Source organism: Bacillus sp. BB51/4 (assembly GCF_008368845.1).
Classification (GTDB): Bacteria; Bacillota; Bacilli; order Bacillales; family Bacillaceae_G; genus Bacillus_A; species Bacillus_A wiedmannii.
In genome coordinates this window covers 18,125-33,825 of the sequence record NZ_QOSC01000007.1, presented here as the reverse complement: position 1 = coordinate 33,825, position 15,701 = coordinate 18,125, and the positions used below count along the sequence as shown (strand labels likewise).

At 36.6% G+C, this 15,701-nt stretch carries 14 protein-coding genes; 4 read left to right on the top strand and 10 right to left on the bottom strand.

What is annotated here, in order from left to right:
• The first annotated feature begins 41 nt into the window (after window positions 1–41).
• Window positions 42–1,763, top strand: a complete 1,722-nt coding sequence (locus DN392_RS08060) for a DUF2339 domain-containing protein (RefSeq protein ID WP_064449769.1) — start codon at window positions 42–44, stop codon at window positions 1,761–1,763.
• 35 nt (window positions 1,764–1,798) lie between these two features.
• Here the strand turns inward: DN392_RS08060 and DN392_RS08055 are convergent, their stop codons facing one another.
• Window positions 1,799–3,346: a hypothetical protein gene (locus DN392_RS08055; protein WP_064472321.1), complete on the bottom strand. Its 1,548-nt coding sequence runs from the start codon at window positions 3,344–3,346 to the stop codon at window positions 1,799–1,801.
• A gap of 181 nt (window positions 3,347–3,527) precedes the next feature.
• Window positions 3,528–4,919 (bottom strand): amino acid permease, encoded by a 1,392-nt coding sequence (locus tag DN392_RS08050; RefSeq protein ID WP_016089272.1) that lies wholly within the window; start codon window positions 4,917–4,919, stop codon window positions 3,528–3,530.
• A 265-nt stretch (window positions 4,920–5,184) separates the two neighbouring features.
• Here DN392_RS08050 and DN392_RS08045 point away from each other — a divergent pair, with 265 nt between their 5' ends.
• The 3 genes from DN392_RS08045 to DN392_RS08035 all read left to right on the top strand — a co-directional run bounded on the left by DN392_RS08045 (window position 5,185) and on the right by DN392_RS08035 (window position 7,248).
• Complete coding sequence (locus DN392_RS08045; RefSeq protein WP_000487208.1) at window positions 5,185–6,477, top strand: NCS2 family permease; 1,293 nt, start codon at window positions 5,185–5,187, stop codon at window positions 6,475–6,477.
• A 137-nt stretch (window positions 6,478–6,614) separates the two neighbouring features.
• The gene (locus tag DN392_RS08040; protein WP_000301180.1) at window positions 6,615–6,815 is read left to right on the top strand and encodes a helix-turn-helix transcriptional regulator; all 201 of its coding nucleotides are present in this window, start codon (window positions 6,615–6,617) and stop codon (window positions 6,813–6,815) included.
• A 4-nt stretch (window positions 6,816–6,819) separates the two neighbouring features.
• Window positions 6,820–7,248, top strand: a complete 429-nt coding sequence (locus DN392_RS08035) for a hypothetical protein (RefSeq protein WP_000706642.1) — start codon at window positions 6,820–6,822, stop codon at window positions 7,246–7,248.
• A gap of 39 nt (window positions 7,249–7,287) precedes the next feature.
• Here the strand turns inward: DN392_RS08035 and DN392_RS08030 are convergent, their stop codons facing one another.
• The 8 genes from DN392_RS08030 to DN392_RS07995 all read right to left on the bottom strand — a co-directional run bounded on the left by DN392_RS08030 (window position 7,288) and on the right by DN392_RS07995 (window position 15,620).
• Window positions 7,288–7,725 (bottom strand): GNAT family N-acetyltransferase, encoded by a 438-nt coding sequence (locus tag DN392_RS08030; protein ID WP_000633763.1) that lies wholly within the window; start codon window positions 7,723–7,725, stop codon window positions 7,288–7,290.
• Window positions 7,726–7,739: 14 nt separating this feature from the next.
• Window positions 7,740–7,997 (bottom strand): DUF4022 family protein, encoded by a 258-nt coding sequence (locus tag DN392_RS08025; RefSeq protein WP_071743379.1) that lies wholly within the window; start codon window positions 7,995–7,997, stop codon window positions 7,740–7,742.
• Window positions 7,998–8,050: 53 nt separating this feature from the next.
• Window positions 8,051–9,880: a monovalent cation:proton antiporter family protein gene (locus DN392_RS08020; protein ID WP_000399985.1), complete on the bottom strand. Its 1,830-nt coding sequence runs from the start codon at window positions 9,878–9,880 to the stop codon at window positions 8,051–8,053.
• 267 nt (window positions 9,881–10,147) lie between these two features.
• The gene (gene qoxD, locus DN392_RS08015; protein WP_000531383.1) at window positions 10,148–10,459 is read right to left on the bottom strand and encodes a cytochrome aa3 quinol oxidase subunit IV; all 312 of its coding nucleotides are present in this window, start codon (window positions 10,457–10,459) and stop codon (window positions 10,148–10,150) included.
• Entirely contained in the window at window positions 10,460–11,062 is a 603-nt protein-coding gene (gene qoxC / locus DN392_RS08010; protein ID WP_000729314.1) for a cytochrome aa3 quinol oxidase subunit III, read from the bottom strand.
• A gap of 13 nt (window positions 11,063–11,075) precedes the next feature.
• Entirely contained in the window at window positions 11,076–13,010 is a 1,935-nt protein-coding gene (gene qoxB / locus DN392_RS08005) for a cytochrome aa3 quinol oxidase subunit I (protein ID WP_000762376.1), read from the bottom strand.
• A 33-nt stretch (window positions 13,011–13,043) separates the two neighbouring features.
• The gene (locus tag DN392_RS08000; RefSeq protein WP_001176182.1) at window positions 13,044–13,922 is read right to left on the bottom strand and encodes a cytochrome aa3 quinol oxidase subunit II; all 879 of its coding nucleotides are present in this window, start codon (window positions 13,920–13,922) and stop codon (window positions 13,044–13,046) included.
• A 282-nt stretch (window positions 13,923–14,204) separates the two neighbouring features.
• Window positions 14,205–15,620, bottom strand: a complete 1,416-nt coding sequence (locus DN392_RS07995; RefSeq protein WP_001076075.1) for an amino acid permease — start codon at window positions 15,618–15,620, stop codon at window positions 14,205–14,207.
• Window positions 15,621–15,701 lie beyond the last annotated feature (81 nt).

The following is a 15,701-nucleotide window of genomic DNA, read 5'->3' as shown; positions in this document are numbered from 1 at the left end:
GGTAATATATAGATTTTGAATGAATGATGAGGGGGGAGCGTATGAAGGAGGATTTAAATAAGAAAATAGAAGCGCTCGAAACGGCAATTGAAACAATTCAAGAAGCGCTTTTTGAATTGAAAGCAAAACAAAAAGAAATAGAAGTAGAAAATGCTCAGCGACATGTTAGTAAAGAAAAGAAAGAATATATTGAAACGGTGATGGAGGAAAAACCAAAAGAAGAAGTAGTTACAATAAAAGAGCCTGTGCAAGAACGTGAGGTAAAACAAGTGGATATATCTGCTTTTAAACCAGAACCATTTAATATTATTAAGTTTTGCCAAACTTGGTTACCACGCATATTTGTTGGCATTATGTTACTTGGAGTAATCTGGTTATTTAAAGCAGGGGTAGATGCTGGGTTATTAACACCTGCAATACGAATTGTGTTTGGTATTGTCCTATCAATCGGTTTTTATTATATAGGTGATATTCAAATTAAACGAGAGCGGCAAGCGTTGGGTTTAGTATTAGCAGGAGGAAGTATTACGGGTATAGTTTTAACAACATTTGCGGCGCATTATTTATATGGGTTTATTCCAGCAAGTGTTGCGTTTGTATGTAATATTGCATGGGTCATTTTAGGTATTTATGTAGCAAAGAGGTATCAATCGGAATATCTTACTATCTTCGTAGCGGTAGGAGCTTTCTTCGTACCCTTCTTATTAAATAGTACGACTCCTAATCCGTATATTTTCTTTGGATATGAGACGATACTGACACTTAGCTTATTATGGTATGCGTTGAAAAATCGTTATCAGTATTTATATATGATTTCTTATGCTGTTGCTGCTATTGTCCTTTTTGTCTTCTTTGCTATTATGTCAATGTTAGTAGAGGATTTGCAAATACAGTTAACAGTTGCTTATGGTTTAATTCACTTACTATTATTTTGGCATATGTTTACGGAGAGAAGTTTTATAGTAGAGCCACGCTTGGCGATATTTAGTGCGAATGCAGTTCTCTTTATATTAGCCATTTCAAAAATACCTGAATTTACAACATGGGGATTAATGATTAGTGCACTCGTGCACGCTACTATGTTCGTGCTTGAATATAGGAAGAATAGACATTCTACATTTACAAATCTTTTATTTGGTTTCGCAATGGGTGCATTTAGTTTAGCGATTTTATATGAGTATAGTCTAGTGAATGCAGCGATTGTATTATTATTACAAGGTTTCCTCGGTATGGTGACTGCTATTAAAGTAAAACAACAGATAAAATTGTATGTTAGTGCGACGGTTTACGCGATTGGAATGATACAAACTATTTTTAGTCCGTTTGATCATTTCATTTCAGCTGGGTTCGTTGCTCATATTATTTTAATAGGTACATTTTATTACTGCATGAAGCAAGCGAAAGATGTGTTAATGAGTTTTGGAAAATATGTTTATTCTATAACGCTCTATTGGTTTATGGTTATCGTATTTATTGTAATTACTAGAGTCGGTGAAGTGCTTTCTACAGATGGAAGTATAATAAGCGTATCGGTATCATTATTATGGATGGTATATGCATTATTTTCCGTTTGGCTTGGACGGAATAAAAATATGAATGAAATATTGTATGCCGGCTTAGTCGTGTTAGTCGTAACGATAGGGAAGCTATTCCTTCTGGACTTACCAGAAGTATCGATGATGATCAGGGCAGTGTTATTCTTAATAGTAGGTAGTATAGGTATCGTTATTTCAAGAATGTTTTTCTCAAAAGAAGAGAAGTAAAAAGAAGGCAATCCATATCCGGATTGCCTTTTTCATTATTTCTTATTAATTATTACAGCTTCATTGTATTTCGCTGTCGTATTTTGGCGTAGACGAAGCGTTGCTTGTCCAGCTGTATTTGAATCGATTTGTACGTTCACAATTTTCTCAGCAGTACCTAAGCTGTTTGTTGTGAAAGAGAATGCACTACTATATCCAAAAGTAGATGGCCAAGTACCATTTGTATTTTGAACCTTTGCTACTTGTGTTCCACCAGTCGAGAAGATACCTAAAGAATAGTTATTATAAGTTGTATTAGGTAATAAGTTGTTTACTTGAATCTTTATTTGGAACACTTCATTGTTTGGTAGAATGCTAGGGCGTGTAATCACATAATCATTTGCTGTTACGGCGCCGTTATATCCGTATGAACCAGATTTAAATGTATTTGTATTAAACCATTGGTAACCCGCGTTTGGTGCACTCCAAGGTTCAGGTTGTGGTTCTGTTGATAAGCTTGGTTGTTCGAATGTTTGTAAAGCAGTAGGTAGATCAAGTTGTAAACCATTAACTTGATCTAAACTTGTAAATGTCTCTTTTTTCGATAACCAATTTACGATATTTTCTAGTAAGATAGCATCGTTTTCTTCTTTATATCCATCGTAAGTTTTCTTTGTTTGGCCAGAATCTTCACGAACGTATTTTGGCGATGCATCTTCAACTGGAGAAGAATCACCGATAAAGGCAGCTTTTCCAAGTCCTACTTTTGCGATTGCAGCATATGGACCTTCTGCAACGCCACCGCCGTTATAAACACCACTATCAACAGCGTTATTCCATTTTGACGGATTTTCTGGAAGATAAACAAGTCCTTTTGCTAGTTTTGGGTTTGTAATTGCTAGAGTAGAACCAGCGTGCATTGCTACAGATGAAACACCTTTTGTAATTCCAAATGATTGTTCAGGCGACACAATATTTTTAGCTGCAACATCACCGATTGCATTGTAGCGGAAGCGAATACCGAAGTTGTCAGATAGCCAATCAGAGCTTTCTACTCCTTGCATAGCTTGTGAATTTACTTCCTCACTAGACATTCCTTTTGCAGGATTATCCCAAGCACCGCGTCTGTATCCATTAAATACTTCAGAAGAGTCCCAGCGATTTTTATTACGATCTGCATTATAATGATCAGCAATGAAGAAGATACTACCGCCATTTTTCACGTATTGTAGCATAGCATCTTGTTCAGATTTTTTGTAAGGAATATTTGCCTCTGGAACGATAAACACGTTGTAATTTTTTAAGTCGTCGTATGTAATAGGTGTTGATTTACGAAGTTCTTTTACATGATATCCATTTTGGGCAATGCCGTTTCCGAAATCAGAAAAGCCACCATCAATAACCCAGTCAGCAGTCCCGGCCGTTTGACCGTGTGTATTATCGAATAATACTTTCTTCCCGCTATTTTGATTTACAACCTTTGCAGCAATTTCAGGAGCTGGGTCTACAGAGCTTTCTGCATAAGTAGACGGTATGAACGAACTCCCCATACTAAGTGTAATTGCTGTTGCTAAAGAAAATGTAATCCACTTTTTATTCTTCATAGAAGAATCCCCCTAATAATAAATATATGTGCTTTAATAATGTAATTTATTTTTCTGAAAAAATAAAGACGGAAAACGTAAAAAATATTAAAAAATTGTAAAAATACCGTGAATTTTGTTGAGAAATATTTATATAGACAATAAAAAATCCCTTCCAATTAATAAGGAAGGGATAGCTTGTTTAACTAATCTTTGAATTAGGTGTTTCATCAATCTTATGAAATCCTTTCATGTAATACACAATAGCTAAACCAATAAGCCAAATTGGGCCGACAATCAATGCGATTCTTGTATCTTCTGAATACGCCATTATACCTAATACTAGTGCAAGGAAAGCGAGTGAGAAATATGAACTTAATGGATGTAAAGGCATTTTATATGTTAGCTTGTCCTTTTTATCAGTTTGCAATCCTTTACGGAATTTAATTTGAGCGACTAATATGATGCCCCAAGTCCAAATTGCCCCGAAAGTTGAAATACTAGTAAGCCATGTAAATACCTTTGCAGGTACGAGATAGTTTAATATAACGCCAATGAGTAAAACGATAGCAGTTGCTACAATTCCTTGACTCGGAATACCGTTTTTATTTAAACGACCGAATCTTTCAGGTGCTTTCTTTTGCTGTGCCAATGTAAATAGCATACGGCCTGTACTAAATAGACCGCCATTACAAGAAGAAAGAGCTGCTGTTAATACGACAAAGTTAATAATACCTGCTGCTTTTGCGATACCGATTTGCTGGAATGTTAATACAAATGGACTTCCTTTCTCACCAAGTTCGTTCCATGGATAAATTGCCATCATAACGAATAGAGCCCCAACGTAGAACAGTAATATTCTCCAAAATACGTTATCGATTGCTTTTGCGAGTGTTTTTTTCGGATTTTGAGCTTCACCCGCTGTAACACCGATTAATTCAACGCCTAAATAAGCGAATAACACCATTTGTAAAGAGAGCAGTAACCCAGAAAAACCATTTGGGAACCAGCCACCATGTGACCAAAGGTTTGAAATGCCGGTAGCGATACCGCCGTTTCCGAATCCGAATAAAATAATACCAGCTCCAACAATTATCATACAGATAATTGTGACAATTTTGATGAGAGCGAACCAAAATTCAAGTTCCCCAAATACTTTTACGGATAAGAAGTTAAAAGCACTCATTAATAATAGAGCGAGTAAAGCCCAAGTCCAGCGTGGGATATCTGGGAACCAGTACTGCATGTAAATGCCAGCTGCCGTAATTTCAGCCATGCAAGTAACAACCCATAGGAACCAGTAGTTCCAACCGGTAATATAGCCAGCTAGTGGTCCAAGGTAATCATAAGCATATTTACTAAAAGAACCGGCAACAGGTTGTTCAATTGCCATTTCTCCGAGTGCTCGCATAATGAAAAAAATAACGAGTCCAGCGATCATATAACCTAGTAGAATAGAAGGGCCAGCTAGCTTAATAGCAGAAGCAGATCCTAAAAATAGTCCAACGCCAATAGCTGAACCGAGTGACATTAAAGTAATGTGTCGTTCTTTTAAACCACGGTTTAAAGTTCCAGATTTGTTTGTGTGCTGCATAAGAAGAATCCCCCTTGTAGAATGAGCTGCCTAAATATTTAACTATTTCAAATTATAAAACATTTTTATCTGTTATGCTACAAAAATAATCGTGACGAGCTGTACTACATCTGTACTTGTCAGACTTAAACTTAAAATTCGAACTATTAGTGAATATATTGACTCTTCTTTTTATTGATTGTTAAGATTAAGTATTATATTTTCTCACATACTAGTAAGAAAAGAATGTGTGATAATAATTCAGATGTAGGAAGGGTACATAACCATGTTTCAATTACAAAAATATAACACTTCTGTGAAGCAAGAGCTTTTAGCTGGCATCACAACTTTTTTTACATTTGCGTATATTCTTGTCATCAATCCGAAAATATTATCTGATGCAGGTGTACCATTTGATCAAGCTTTTACGGCAACTATTATTGCGACGGTTGTAGGGACGCTATGTATGGCGTTTTTAGCTAACTATCCAATTGTTATTGCTCCAGCTATGGGAATGAATGCGTATTTTGCTTATTCTGTTGTTCAACAGGCAGAGGGGATTACATATGTCATTGCGTTTTCAGCAGTATTTGTAACAGGTATTATTTTTCTTTTATTATCTTTCACTTCATTTAGGCAAAAGCTAATTGTCGCAATTCCTGACAGTTTAAAACATGCGATTGCAGGTGGAATTGGGTTATTTATTGCTTTTATTGGATTACGTCTATCTGGAATTATCGTTGATCATCCATCTAACTTAGTTACGATTGGTGACTTCCATTCTCCAGCTGTTATTTTAACTCTAATTGGTTTAATATTAGCGGCGGTATTAATGGCATTGCGTGTGAGCGGTGCATTATTTATTAGTATGATTGTGACAGGAGTTATCGCCTTCTTTACAGGGCAACTGAAGTTCACGGATAAAATTGTTGCGATGCCTCATTTACCAGAGGGTATTATCGTTTCAAATCCAATCAACGCCTTTTCAGATGTAATTGAATACGGATTATATGGCGTTGTATTCTCATTTTTACTTGTACTGTTATTTGATACAACAGGTGCATTACTCGGTTTAATTAAACAAGCAGGTTTAATTACAGATAATACAGAGAAACGTTTTGGTAAAGCGTTTATTGCAGATGCAATCGGCGGGACTACAGGCTCTATCTTTGGAACAAGCCCAACAGCAGCGACGATTGAATCGTCAGCTGGTATTGCCGCGGGTGGTAAAACAGGATTAACAGGTATTGTAGTTGTCGGTCTAACGATTATAACGGCATTCTTCAGCCCTGTAATTGCTTCTCTATCAAGTGTAGCCGCTATTACAGCTCCTTCATTAATTATTGTAGGTAGTTTAATGGCACAAAGTCTTCGTGATATTAATTGGAATGAATTTGAAGATGCATTACCAGCATTTTTAATTTTCGTTGGTATTCCGTTAACGTCTAGTATTGCGAATGGAATTGCGATTGGATTTTTAGTGTATCCAGTCTTAAAAATTGTGAAAGGGAAAGGGATGGAAGTACATCCGTTACTATACTTATTTACAATTTTATTTGGATGTCATTTATTCTTATAATATAGATATAGGAGAGGGGGCTTCTTATGAGAGGCTCCTTTTTTGTGTATAATAAAGTGAAACTTAAATCAATTACGTAAATTATAAATTACTTAATGGAATATATATGTTACACTAAGAGTAGAGGAGGAACATGAATGGCTGTAAGTAAAATAAAAGTCGCGCGTGTTCAGTTAGATTTAACACAGCAACAATTAGCAGAAAAAGTAGGCGTTACAAGGCAAACGATTAGTTTAATTGAGAAGGGGAAATACAACCCGTCTTTAGATTTATGTTTAAAAATTTGTTATGCGGTAGATAAAACATTGAATGATTTGTTTTGGGAGGACAAGGAGTGAGGGGATGAAAATCGTGAAAGATGAACGTTTAATGATTGAGGGGCTAAAACATATTAGATTAGTTTTTATCTTACAAAATATTATCATACTAGGTATTGTTTTTTATCGCTACGTTTTGCAAGGTGCAGGATATGAAAGTGTTTCGGATTTATTAATGGTATTTATGGGCGGGATAATAGTTATAAACTTTTTAAATCTGAAAAATTCAGTGGAAGTGTATGAGCATACAGGGGGAGTATCGCGCAGTTATTTTATGAAGTTATTATTCATTCCAGTAGGTATTGTTATTGGGATTTTAGCTATTTGTATTATTGTAACACCAGATATTTCGATAAAGGAAATTAGTATGACAGGGCTTATTATGTTTGCTTGTTTTTTAGTTCCTAGTTTGTTTATATACATATATATGAAAAAAATAAAAAGTGAAGATTGAAATATAAGAAAAGCTTTCCCATATTGCGGAAAGCTTTTCTTATATCTTTTTATACAGTACTTTATGAAGGCCAATCGGTTCAATTTCAAATATCTCACCATGTTCTTGAAAGCCTAAGCGCTTGTAATAGTCAGCTACAGTAACTCGGCCATTACACCATAAAATATTTGCTTGACGTTCTTGCAAGATTTGTTCCGCCTTCTGAATTAATGAGCTTCCAGCACGGTTATTGCGAAACTCAGGTAATGTTGCCATTCCTCGTAGACGATAATGCATACCTGCTGGTAAGTCAGGGTATATTTCTTTTGAGAAGGAAGCGATACTAATAAGTTCATCGTTTATAAATGCGCCTAAGTGAAAGGTATCTGTTTCATAGTCGGAAGAGTATTTACAATCTGTTAACGTTTGACTCGGGCGTAAAATTTTTTGACGTAATACGTAAGTTTCAGATCCATCAATATTTTTCACAGTAATCATATTAACATCCTTTCCTATAAGGCTTTTTCTGTTAGTTGTATAAAGAAATAGGCAGGTGCGGCGAAAAGTCCGAGTATGCTAGCAGTTCCGAGAAGGAGTGAAAGTAGGAGGCAAGAGTATTTTATTCCATTTGATTTTTTCCATCCGTAACTACAAATTTCAATGCTAACACCGATGAGAATAATGGCAACGAGTACTTCCGCTAATAATAAGAGAGCTAAAGTTACAATAGACATAATGTGATCCATCCTCATAATATATGATAGTAACATTTTACCATATAAAATGGAAAAAAATGCCCCTCAATTATGTGAGGGGCATTTTTCTATTCTAATATGCTTTTTAGTGTATCGATGTGTTCTTTTGAGCCAGTTACAAGTAATGTATCGCCGTGTTGTAGGCTTGTATCACCATGTGGGATTAATGCTTTATTCCCACGATAAATTTGAATGACGAGTACATCGCCTAAAAATGGAAGGCGACGAAGTGCAACGCCGTTATATTTATTACTCCGTAGTTCCACTTCACGGACTGTTTCGTTTGCTGTTGTAATTAAGCGAACGAGACTCGGTTTATCAATTAGTGCACGTAATAGAATACGTGTAGAGTTAATTGTTGAGAATACGGCGATATGTTCTTGCGTTGCTTTTTCTTGTAGAAGTGGATCTTCTACACTTGCAATAACATGTTCAACACCTAGCTCTTTTGCATGTTCTGCTAATAATAAGTTTTGTTCATCATCGCTTGTTGCAACAACAACGCGGTCTGCATGAAACGCTGTTTGTTCAGTTAATGATGCAATTGTGATGTCATCTAATTTCACGATAGGGAAGTCATGCGATTTCGCTTCCTCATCATTTATTTTATTTTGACGCATCATATATAGTGTCACGTCATAATCTTCTCGTTTTAAATCAAGTGATAATGGAAGTGTAATTCTGCTCGCACCAATAATAGAAACTTTTGGTTTTGGTGTTTCTACTTTCGGGAACATCTTTTTAAATAATATAGGTGCGAAAATACAAGTAATAACTGCGCTTAAAATAAGGGAAGCAGATAAACTTGGACTGATGATTCCTAGTTTTTCACCAATTTGTGCAGCTGCAATAACTAAAGAAAGTGTCGATGTTAATAAGATGGCACTTCCCAGTACGATATTACGTGGATACCATTTTCGTAAGACGAGTGATGGTAACAGTTTTGAAATAAAGAGTCCCACAATTAAAATTGGGATCATGAGCATACTAGAAGGTTCTTTGAAAATAGACCAAACCTCTAAATTTACACCAACCATTACGAAGAAAATAGGGATGAAGAAACCGTAGCCGATGGAATCCAGTTTTTCAACCATATCTTCATTTGGTGATAATAACGATACAAGTACACCCGCTAAGAAGGCACCTAAAATATTTTCAGCTCCAACAGATTCAGATAACCCGACTAATATTAAGATGAGTGCAAAAACAGCTCGTGTATCAATTTGTACACTACCAGCTTTTAAGCTATCTAAGTATGGAATGTTTTTAAAGCGTTTTGCAACGAAGTAAATAACAATACCAGCACCGAATAGAAGAAGAAGGAGCCACATGCTTTGGCCGCTTTCGGAATTTAATCCGACGAATACAGCGAGTAAAATCATTGTAACTAAATCTGCAATAACAGCAACTAATAAAATGATTTGTCCGATTGCCGTTTTTCCTAAGTTATTCTCTTTTAATGTTGGTACAACAACACCTAAAGAAATAGTTGAAATAATTAAAGTCATAAACATTGCATTATCTACGAATCCTAGCCATACGAATAGTAATGATAGAGCATAAGATAAGATGAAAATAAATAAGAAGATAATGCTTGCTGCTTGGAATGTGTTTGGTTCGTTTGTCGTATTCTTTTTCCCTTTTTGTTTAAAGATCGAAAAGTCAATTTCTAGACCACTTAAGAACATTAGGAAGATAAATCCTAGTGTTGATAAGACTTGAAGCCACATATCTGGCTCAATGATGTTAAATCCACTTTTACCTACAAAGATTCCTGCGATGATTTCTGCAACAACGACAGGAAGTGCTTTTAATTTAAAGCGTTGTAACAAAAGGGGAACGAAAAACGCGATTGCAACGACAACCATAAGTGATAGAACAGAAGTGTGATGTTCCATTGCGTTCTCTCCCTTCAAATAAATATAGTAACTATTTAGCCATATAATAGGTAGAAAAGCAACGCATATGGATTCGATTTCATAAAGAAAGAGTTTTCTTAACATTTGTCATAATAAGTATATTTTTCATGATTCTGTTGTTAATTCCGTAATGTGGATGTAATAGGGGAGGGGATAAAGTGAAACTTTAATCCGTGGGGGTCTTACTGCTCGTTAATGGGGATAAAAAAAGACTGCTGAGGAATCTCAGCAGTCTTTTCATGTACATTACATTGAGAAGAAGATCCATACAGTTAAACCAACTGTTGCAGTTGCAACGAAGAAACTGTATATCATTGTAAGAATTTGAACTCTTCCTTCTCCTTCTTTTAAGTGCATGAACATGATTAATTGTAACAACGCTTGCGCAACAGCCATTACGATAATAGTTGTTAAGATCGTTGAAAGTGGCAGGCTTGTGTAAAGTGCCACGTATAGCGCTAGGAACGTTAGTGCAAGCGATAAAATAAATCCGAAAACGTGTGACCAAGGGAATCCGCTATGCGCATGCCCGTTTGCTTGGTTGTTATTTTGACCCATTTACGCCACCATCCCGTTCAAGTAAACTAGTGTGTAAATAAAGACCCAAACAAGATCAAGGAAATGCCAGTATAAGCTGATAATGAATACTTTACGAGCTGTAACTGGTGTTAAACCTCGTTTTAAAATTTGGATAATAACACAAGTTGCCCAAATGATACCGCCTGTTACGTGGGCTCCGTGCGTTCCAAGAAGAACGAAGAATGCAGATAGGAAAGCACTTGTTTGAATTGTTGCGCCTTCACCGATGTACATAATGAACTCTTCGATTTCAAAGAATAGGAAACCTGCACCTAAAAGTAATGTAAGGATGAACCATCCAAGCATTGCTTTTTGGTTGTGCTTACGCATTTCGTGAATTACGATACCACATGTGAAACTACTTGTTAAAAGTAGTAATGTTTGAATTAAAAGCGTTTTAAGTTCAAACAGTTGCGCTGGAGTTGGGCCATCTGCCGTACGACCAGCAAGGACTAGATAAGAGGCGAAAAGTGTTGCGAACAGCATAATTTCAGCCCCAAGAAAAATCCAGAATCCTAGGATATTCAATCTGCTTTGTTCGGATTGATATTCCAAAGGTAAGCTTTTATCTAAAGCCGCCATGTCATTTCACCTCTCATGCTATATGTTCTGTTTCTTTAATTTCATCAACACTTACGTAGTAACCATCGTCATAATCGAATGAACGATAGATTAAGCAAGCTAAAATACCAACGCCGCCGATTGCTGCAAGCCAGAACCAGCTAAATACTAATGCGAAACCTGCAAGACCGAAGAATAAAGACGCAATAATAGGCACACCAGAGTTACTTGGCATGTGAATTGGTTTTAAATCTTCTGCTGCTGGTGTAACTGTTTCTCCGCGTTTTTTCATGTACCAGAAAGCATCAGCTTCTTTAATTTCAGGAAGCTTCGCGAAGTTGTAATGTTGTACAGGAGATTGAGTTGCCCATTCAAGTGTACGACCATCCCATGGATCTCCAGTTGTGTCACGTTCACCGTGACGTGCACTCCAAATTACGTTGTAGCAAAGAAGTAGGAAGCCAATACCCATCATTACCGCACCAACAGATGCGATTTGGTTTAGCCATCCCCATCCAAGACTTTCAGAGTAAGTGTACATACGACGAGTCATACCGTCTAAACCTAAGAAGTACATTGGGAAGAAACAGATGTTGAATCCGCTCATAAAGATCCAGAATGTCCATTTACCTAGGCGTTCATTTAACATATGACCAGTCATTTTTGGATACCAGAATGTGAATCCAGCAAGCATAGCGAATACTGTACCTGCAATTAATACGTAGTGGAAGTGAGCGATTAGGAAGTAGCTGTTATGGTATTGATAATCAGCTGCTGCCATTCCAAGCATAACCCCTGTAACCCCACCGACTACGAAGTTTGGAATAAATGCCAATGACCAAAGCATTGGAACTGTAAAACGAATACGTCCTTTATACAGTGTAAACAACCAGTTAAAGATCTTAACCCCGGTTGGAATCGAAATCGCCATTGTCGAAATCGAGAAGAATGAGTTAACCGCTGGACCTGCACCCATCGTGAAGAAGTGGTGAAGCCATACGACGAAACTCAGTAAAGAAATTGCAACCATTGAGTATACCATCGCACTGTAACCGAATAGACGTTTACGTGAGAATGTACTAATGATTTCAGAGAAAATACCGAATGCCGGTAAAATAACGATATATACTTCAGGGTGACCCCATACCCAGAACAGGTTGGCCCATAACATCGGCATACCGCCGCTCGCCATCGTAAAGAAGTGAGCATCGAATAGACGGTCAAATGTCATTAATGCAAGAGCAACTGTTAATACTGGGAAAGCGAAAATAATGATAATTGTTGTAATTAAGATTGACCAAGTAAACATTGGCATTCTCATTAAAGTCATACCAGGTGTACGCATTTTTAAGATAGTAACAAGGAAGTTAATACCGGTCATTAGCGTACCGAGACCTGAAATCTGTAATGCAATTGCGTAGTAGTTATTTCCTACACCAGAAGTAAACTCTGTACCTGCCATTGGGAAGTAAGAAGTCCACCCAGCGTCTGGAGAACCACCAATTACGAAAGCGATGTTGAATAACATTGCTCCGACAAAGAATAACCAGAAACTTAAAGCATTTAAGAACGGATATGCAACGTCACGAGCACCAATTTGTAATGGTACTACAAGGTTCATTAACCCCATAACGAATGGCATTGCCATGAAAAGAATCATTACTGTACCATGTGTTGTGAAGATTCCGTTATAGTGTTCAGCGTTTAAATAAGTTGTTTCTGGGAATGTTAACTGTGCACGGATCATTAAACCATCCATACCACCACGGAATAACATGATAACCGCAGAAATAATATACATGGCGCCGATTTTTTTATGGTCAACAGTTGTTAACCATTCGTCCCAAAGCCATTTCCATTTTTTATACTTTGTTAGTACGAAAATGATTGCTAATGTCACAAGAACGATAGAAGCGTCTGCACCGTAAATAATCGGGTCACCTGTGACAAAGAATTCATCAAGCTTCACTGTGTTCACTCCAATCTGTTGGAATTATAGCTATTATTTTTTTTTGTTTTTGTAGTAGTTGTAATCACAATATTCAAGTGATTTTGGATCTACATAACTTAAGTGGTGACTAGAGAATGTCATACGACCAACTACACCAGGTTTAACAATTTCGTTGTACTTATCTTCTGTTAGTTTAGGAGCAGTTTGTTGTACTTCTTTAACCCACTTGTCATATTTCTCTTTAGTTTTTGCTTCAACTTCGAACTCCATGTGAGTGAATCCTTCACCAGAGAAGTTCGCGCTACGGCCTAGGTAAGAACCTGGCTTATCAGCTTGTAAATAAAGATCCATAATCATGCCATCCATTGTGTACTTCATACCACCAAGTTCTGGTACCCAGAAAGCATTCATTGGGCCGACAGAAGTCAGTTTGAATTGAATTGGTACACCAGCTGGGATGTTTAAATAGTTAACGGTTTCAATTTTTTCCTCTGGGTAACTGAATAACCATTTCCAGTTTGCAGATGTAACATAAATTTCAACTGGTTTAATATGTTTGGACTCTTTCGGAACCTCTTCCGAAGCATAAGTTGCTTTTACTGTTGGGATCGATAATGCGATAACGATAATAACAGGAACAAGCGTCCAAATAATTTCTAATAATGTGTTACCGTGTTGTTCAGGTGGCTCGTAGTCCATATTCTCTGGTTTTTCACGATAACGAATCAAGATGACTGTAAACAAGATGAATACAATTGCGATAATTAATGACATAAGCAAGAATGACCAAACAATTAAATCATACTGTGCTTTTGCAACAGGTCCTTGCGGATTTAATACTGCGAGTTTCTTATCACAGCCGCCTAGGAACAGAAGTAATGATAACGGAAGAAGCGAAGCCAGCTTCCAAAACGTTTTCTTTAGTTGCACGATTGAAAATCTCCTTTCTCCTTGGATTGAAACTATGCCAATAAAACAATATAAACCTATTAATTTATAGATGGCAATAGTTTTTGCGATATTGTTAAAAAATAGACACAAATGCACACTTTTTAAGGTGAATATCATTTGTAACTTGATAACATTGTAAACTATTTTCCAATGAAAAACGTGATTGTGAAAATTTTAAGATAAATAAAGTTATACCAAGATATCCAATAAATAGAAAAAAGCTATCTTATTATAAGGAAGATAGCTGAATATTTTGTATATTTAGTTTATTTCTTGTTTTATATTTATTTGTTGTTCAAGTGTGACAATTTTTTTATATTTAACTTGATATAAAATGTAACAAATGATCATAAATGGAATACCGCAATAAAGAGCGATTCTCTGATCTGGAATGAAAGCTAAACTAACAAATGTAATGAAATTGAGTGAGAATGCTACGATTGGAACTATTGGATAAAGTGGTGTGCGATATTTTAAATCATTAATGTCCCCGCCGTTTTTTAAGAAGTTTCTACGGAAGAAAAACTGCGAAGCTGCGATTGACATCCAAACTACGACAGCAGCCATAGCTGCAATAGATGTTAAAACTAAAAAGACAGTATCTGCCGCAAATATACTTGTTAATAGAGACAAACTTGCAAAGATCAGACTGAAAATTAATGCGTTTAGTGGCACACCTTTTTTAGTTAACTTCGTAAAAGCTGGACTTGCCATTCCTTGTTTTGCCATCGCCCAAAGCATACGAGAATTTGCATATAGGCCAGAGTTGGCTACGGATAATACCGCTGTAATAATAACAAAGTTCATAATGTCTGCTGCATATGGAACACCAGCCACATCAAATACAAGTACAAATGGACTTTCGACTAGATTAGCTTCTTGCCACGGGAGTAAACCTACAACAACTGATATTGCTAGGACGAAGAAGAAGAGAGTTCGCCAAATGGTATTTTTGATTGCTTTAGGGATTGTTTTTTCGGGATTTTCACTTTCTCCCGAAGCAATTCCGATTAATTCTGTTCCTTGGAAGGAGTAATTTACTGTAATCATCGTAAGAAGAACAGCTAATGCACCATTTGGAAATAATCCGCCATTTTCAGTGAAATTGTGAAGCATTGGAGCTGGTTTTCCGTTAAAGTCTAGTAGACCGAACATAACTGCACCACCGAGTACGATGAAAACAACAATAGTTGCGACTTTTACACTTGCGAACCAAAATTCTGCTTCTGCATATGCTTTTGCTGATAAAGCGTTTACAAGGAAGAGTGCTGCTGCAAATGTAACACACCAAATCCACGAAGAAACGTCTGGAAACCAGCGTTTCATTAAAATACTTACAGTTGTTAACTCTACTCCAACTGTAACCGCCCAATTTAACCAATACATCCAACCGACAACAAACCCAAAACCAGGTGAAATAAATTTGCTTGCATAGCTTTGGAATGAACCTGCTTCTGGCATAGCAACAGATAATTCACCAAGACATAACATCGTTAAATACATAACAAATCCACCGACTAAAAATGCAAGAATAGCACCACCAGGACCAGCGTTATGGACGATTTGACCAGAGCCCATAAATAGGCCGGTTCCGATAACACCACCAAGTGCAATCATAAATAGGTGTCTACTTTTCATTGTTCGTTTTAAATCTGTTTGTTCTACTTGTTGATTCATATGCCCTCACCCCGTTATTTTCTTGTATGTATAGACAGCTTTTCATTCCGAGTTTTTAATCATTAGTGGGGGATGTGACAC

Coding starts and splice junctions, on each gene's coding strand:
- DN392_RS08045 (WP_000487208.1), top strand. CDS start 5,185: ATGTTTCAATTACAAAAATATAACACTTCTGTGAAGCAAGAGCTTTTA.
- qoxD (WP_000531383.1), bottom strand. CDS start 10,459: ATGGGTCAAAATAACAACCAAGCAAACGGGCATGCGCATAGCGGATTC.
- DN392_RS07995 (WP_001076075.1), bottom strand. CDS start 15,620: ATGAATCAACAAGTAGAACAAACAGATTTAAAACGAACAATGAAAAGT.
- DN392_RS08020 (WP_000399985.1), bottom strand. CDS start 9,880: ATGGAACATCACACTTCTGTTCTATCACTTATGGTTGTCGTTGCAATC.
- DN392_RS08050 (WP_016089272.1), bottom strand. CDS start 4,919: ATGCAGCACACAAACAAATCTGGAACTTTAAACCGTGGTTTAAAAGAA.
- DN392_RS08025 (WP_071743379.1), bottom strand. CDS start 7,997: ATGTTACTATCATATATTATGAGGATGGATCACATTATGTCTATTGTA.
- DN392_RS08030 (WP_000633763.1), bottom strand. CDS start 7,725: ATGATTACTGTGAAAAATATTGATGGATCTGAAACTTACGTATTACGT.
- qoxC (WP_000729314.1), bottom strand. CDS start 11,062: ATGGCGGCTTTAGATAAAAGCTTACCTTTGGAATATCAATCCGAACAA.
- DN392_RS08040 (WP_000301180.1), top strand. CDS start 6,615: ATGGCTGTAAGTAAAATAAAAGTCGCGCGTGTTCAGTTAGATTTAACA.
- DN392_RS08055 (WP_064472321.1), bottom strand. CDS start 3,346: ATGAAGAATAAAAAGTGGATTACATTTTCTTTAGCAACAGCAATTACA.
- DN392_RS08060 (WP_064449769.1), top strand. CDS start 42: ATGAAGGAGGATTTAAATAAGAAAATAGAAGCGCTCGAAACGGCAATT.
- DN392_RS08035 (WP_000706642.1), top strand. CDS start 6,820: ATGAAAATCGTGAAAGATGAACGTTTAATGATTGAGGGGCTAAAACAT.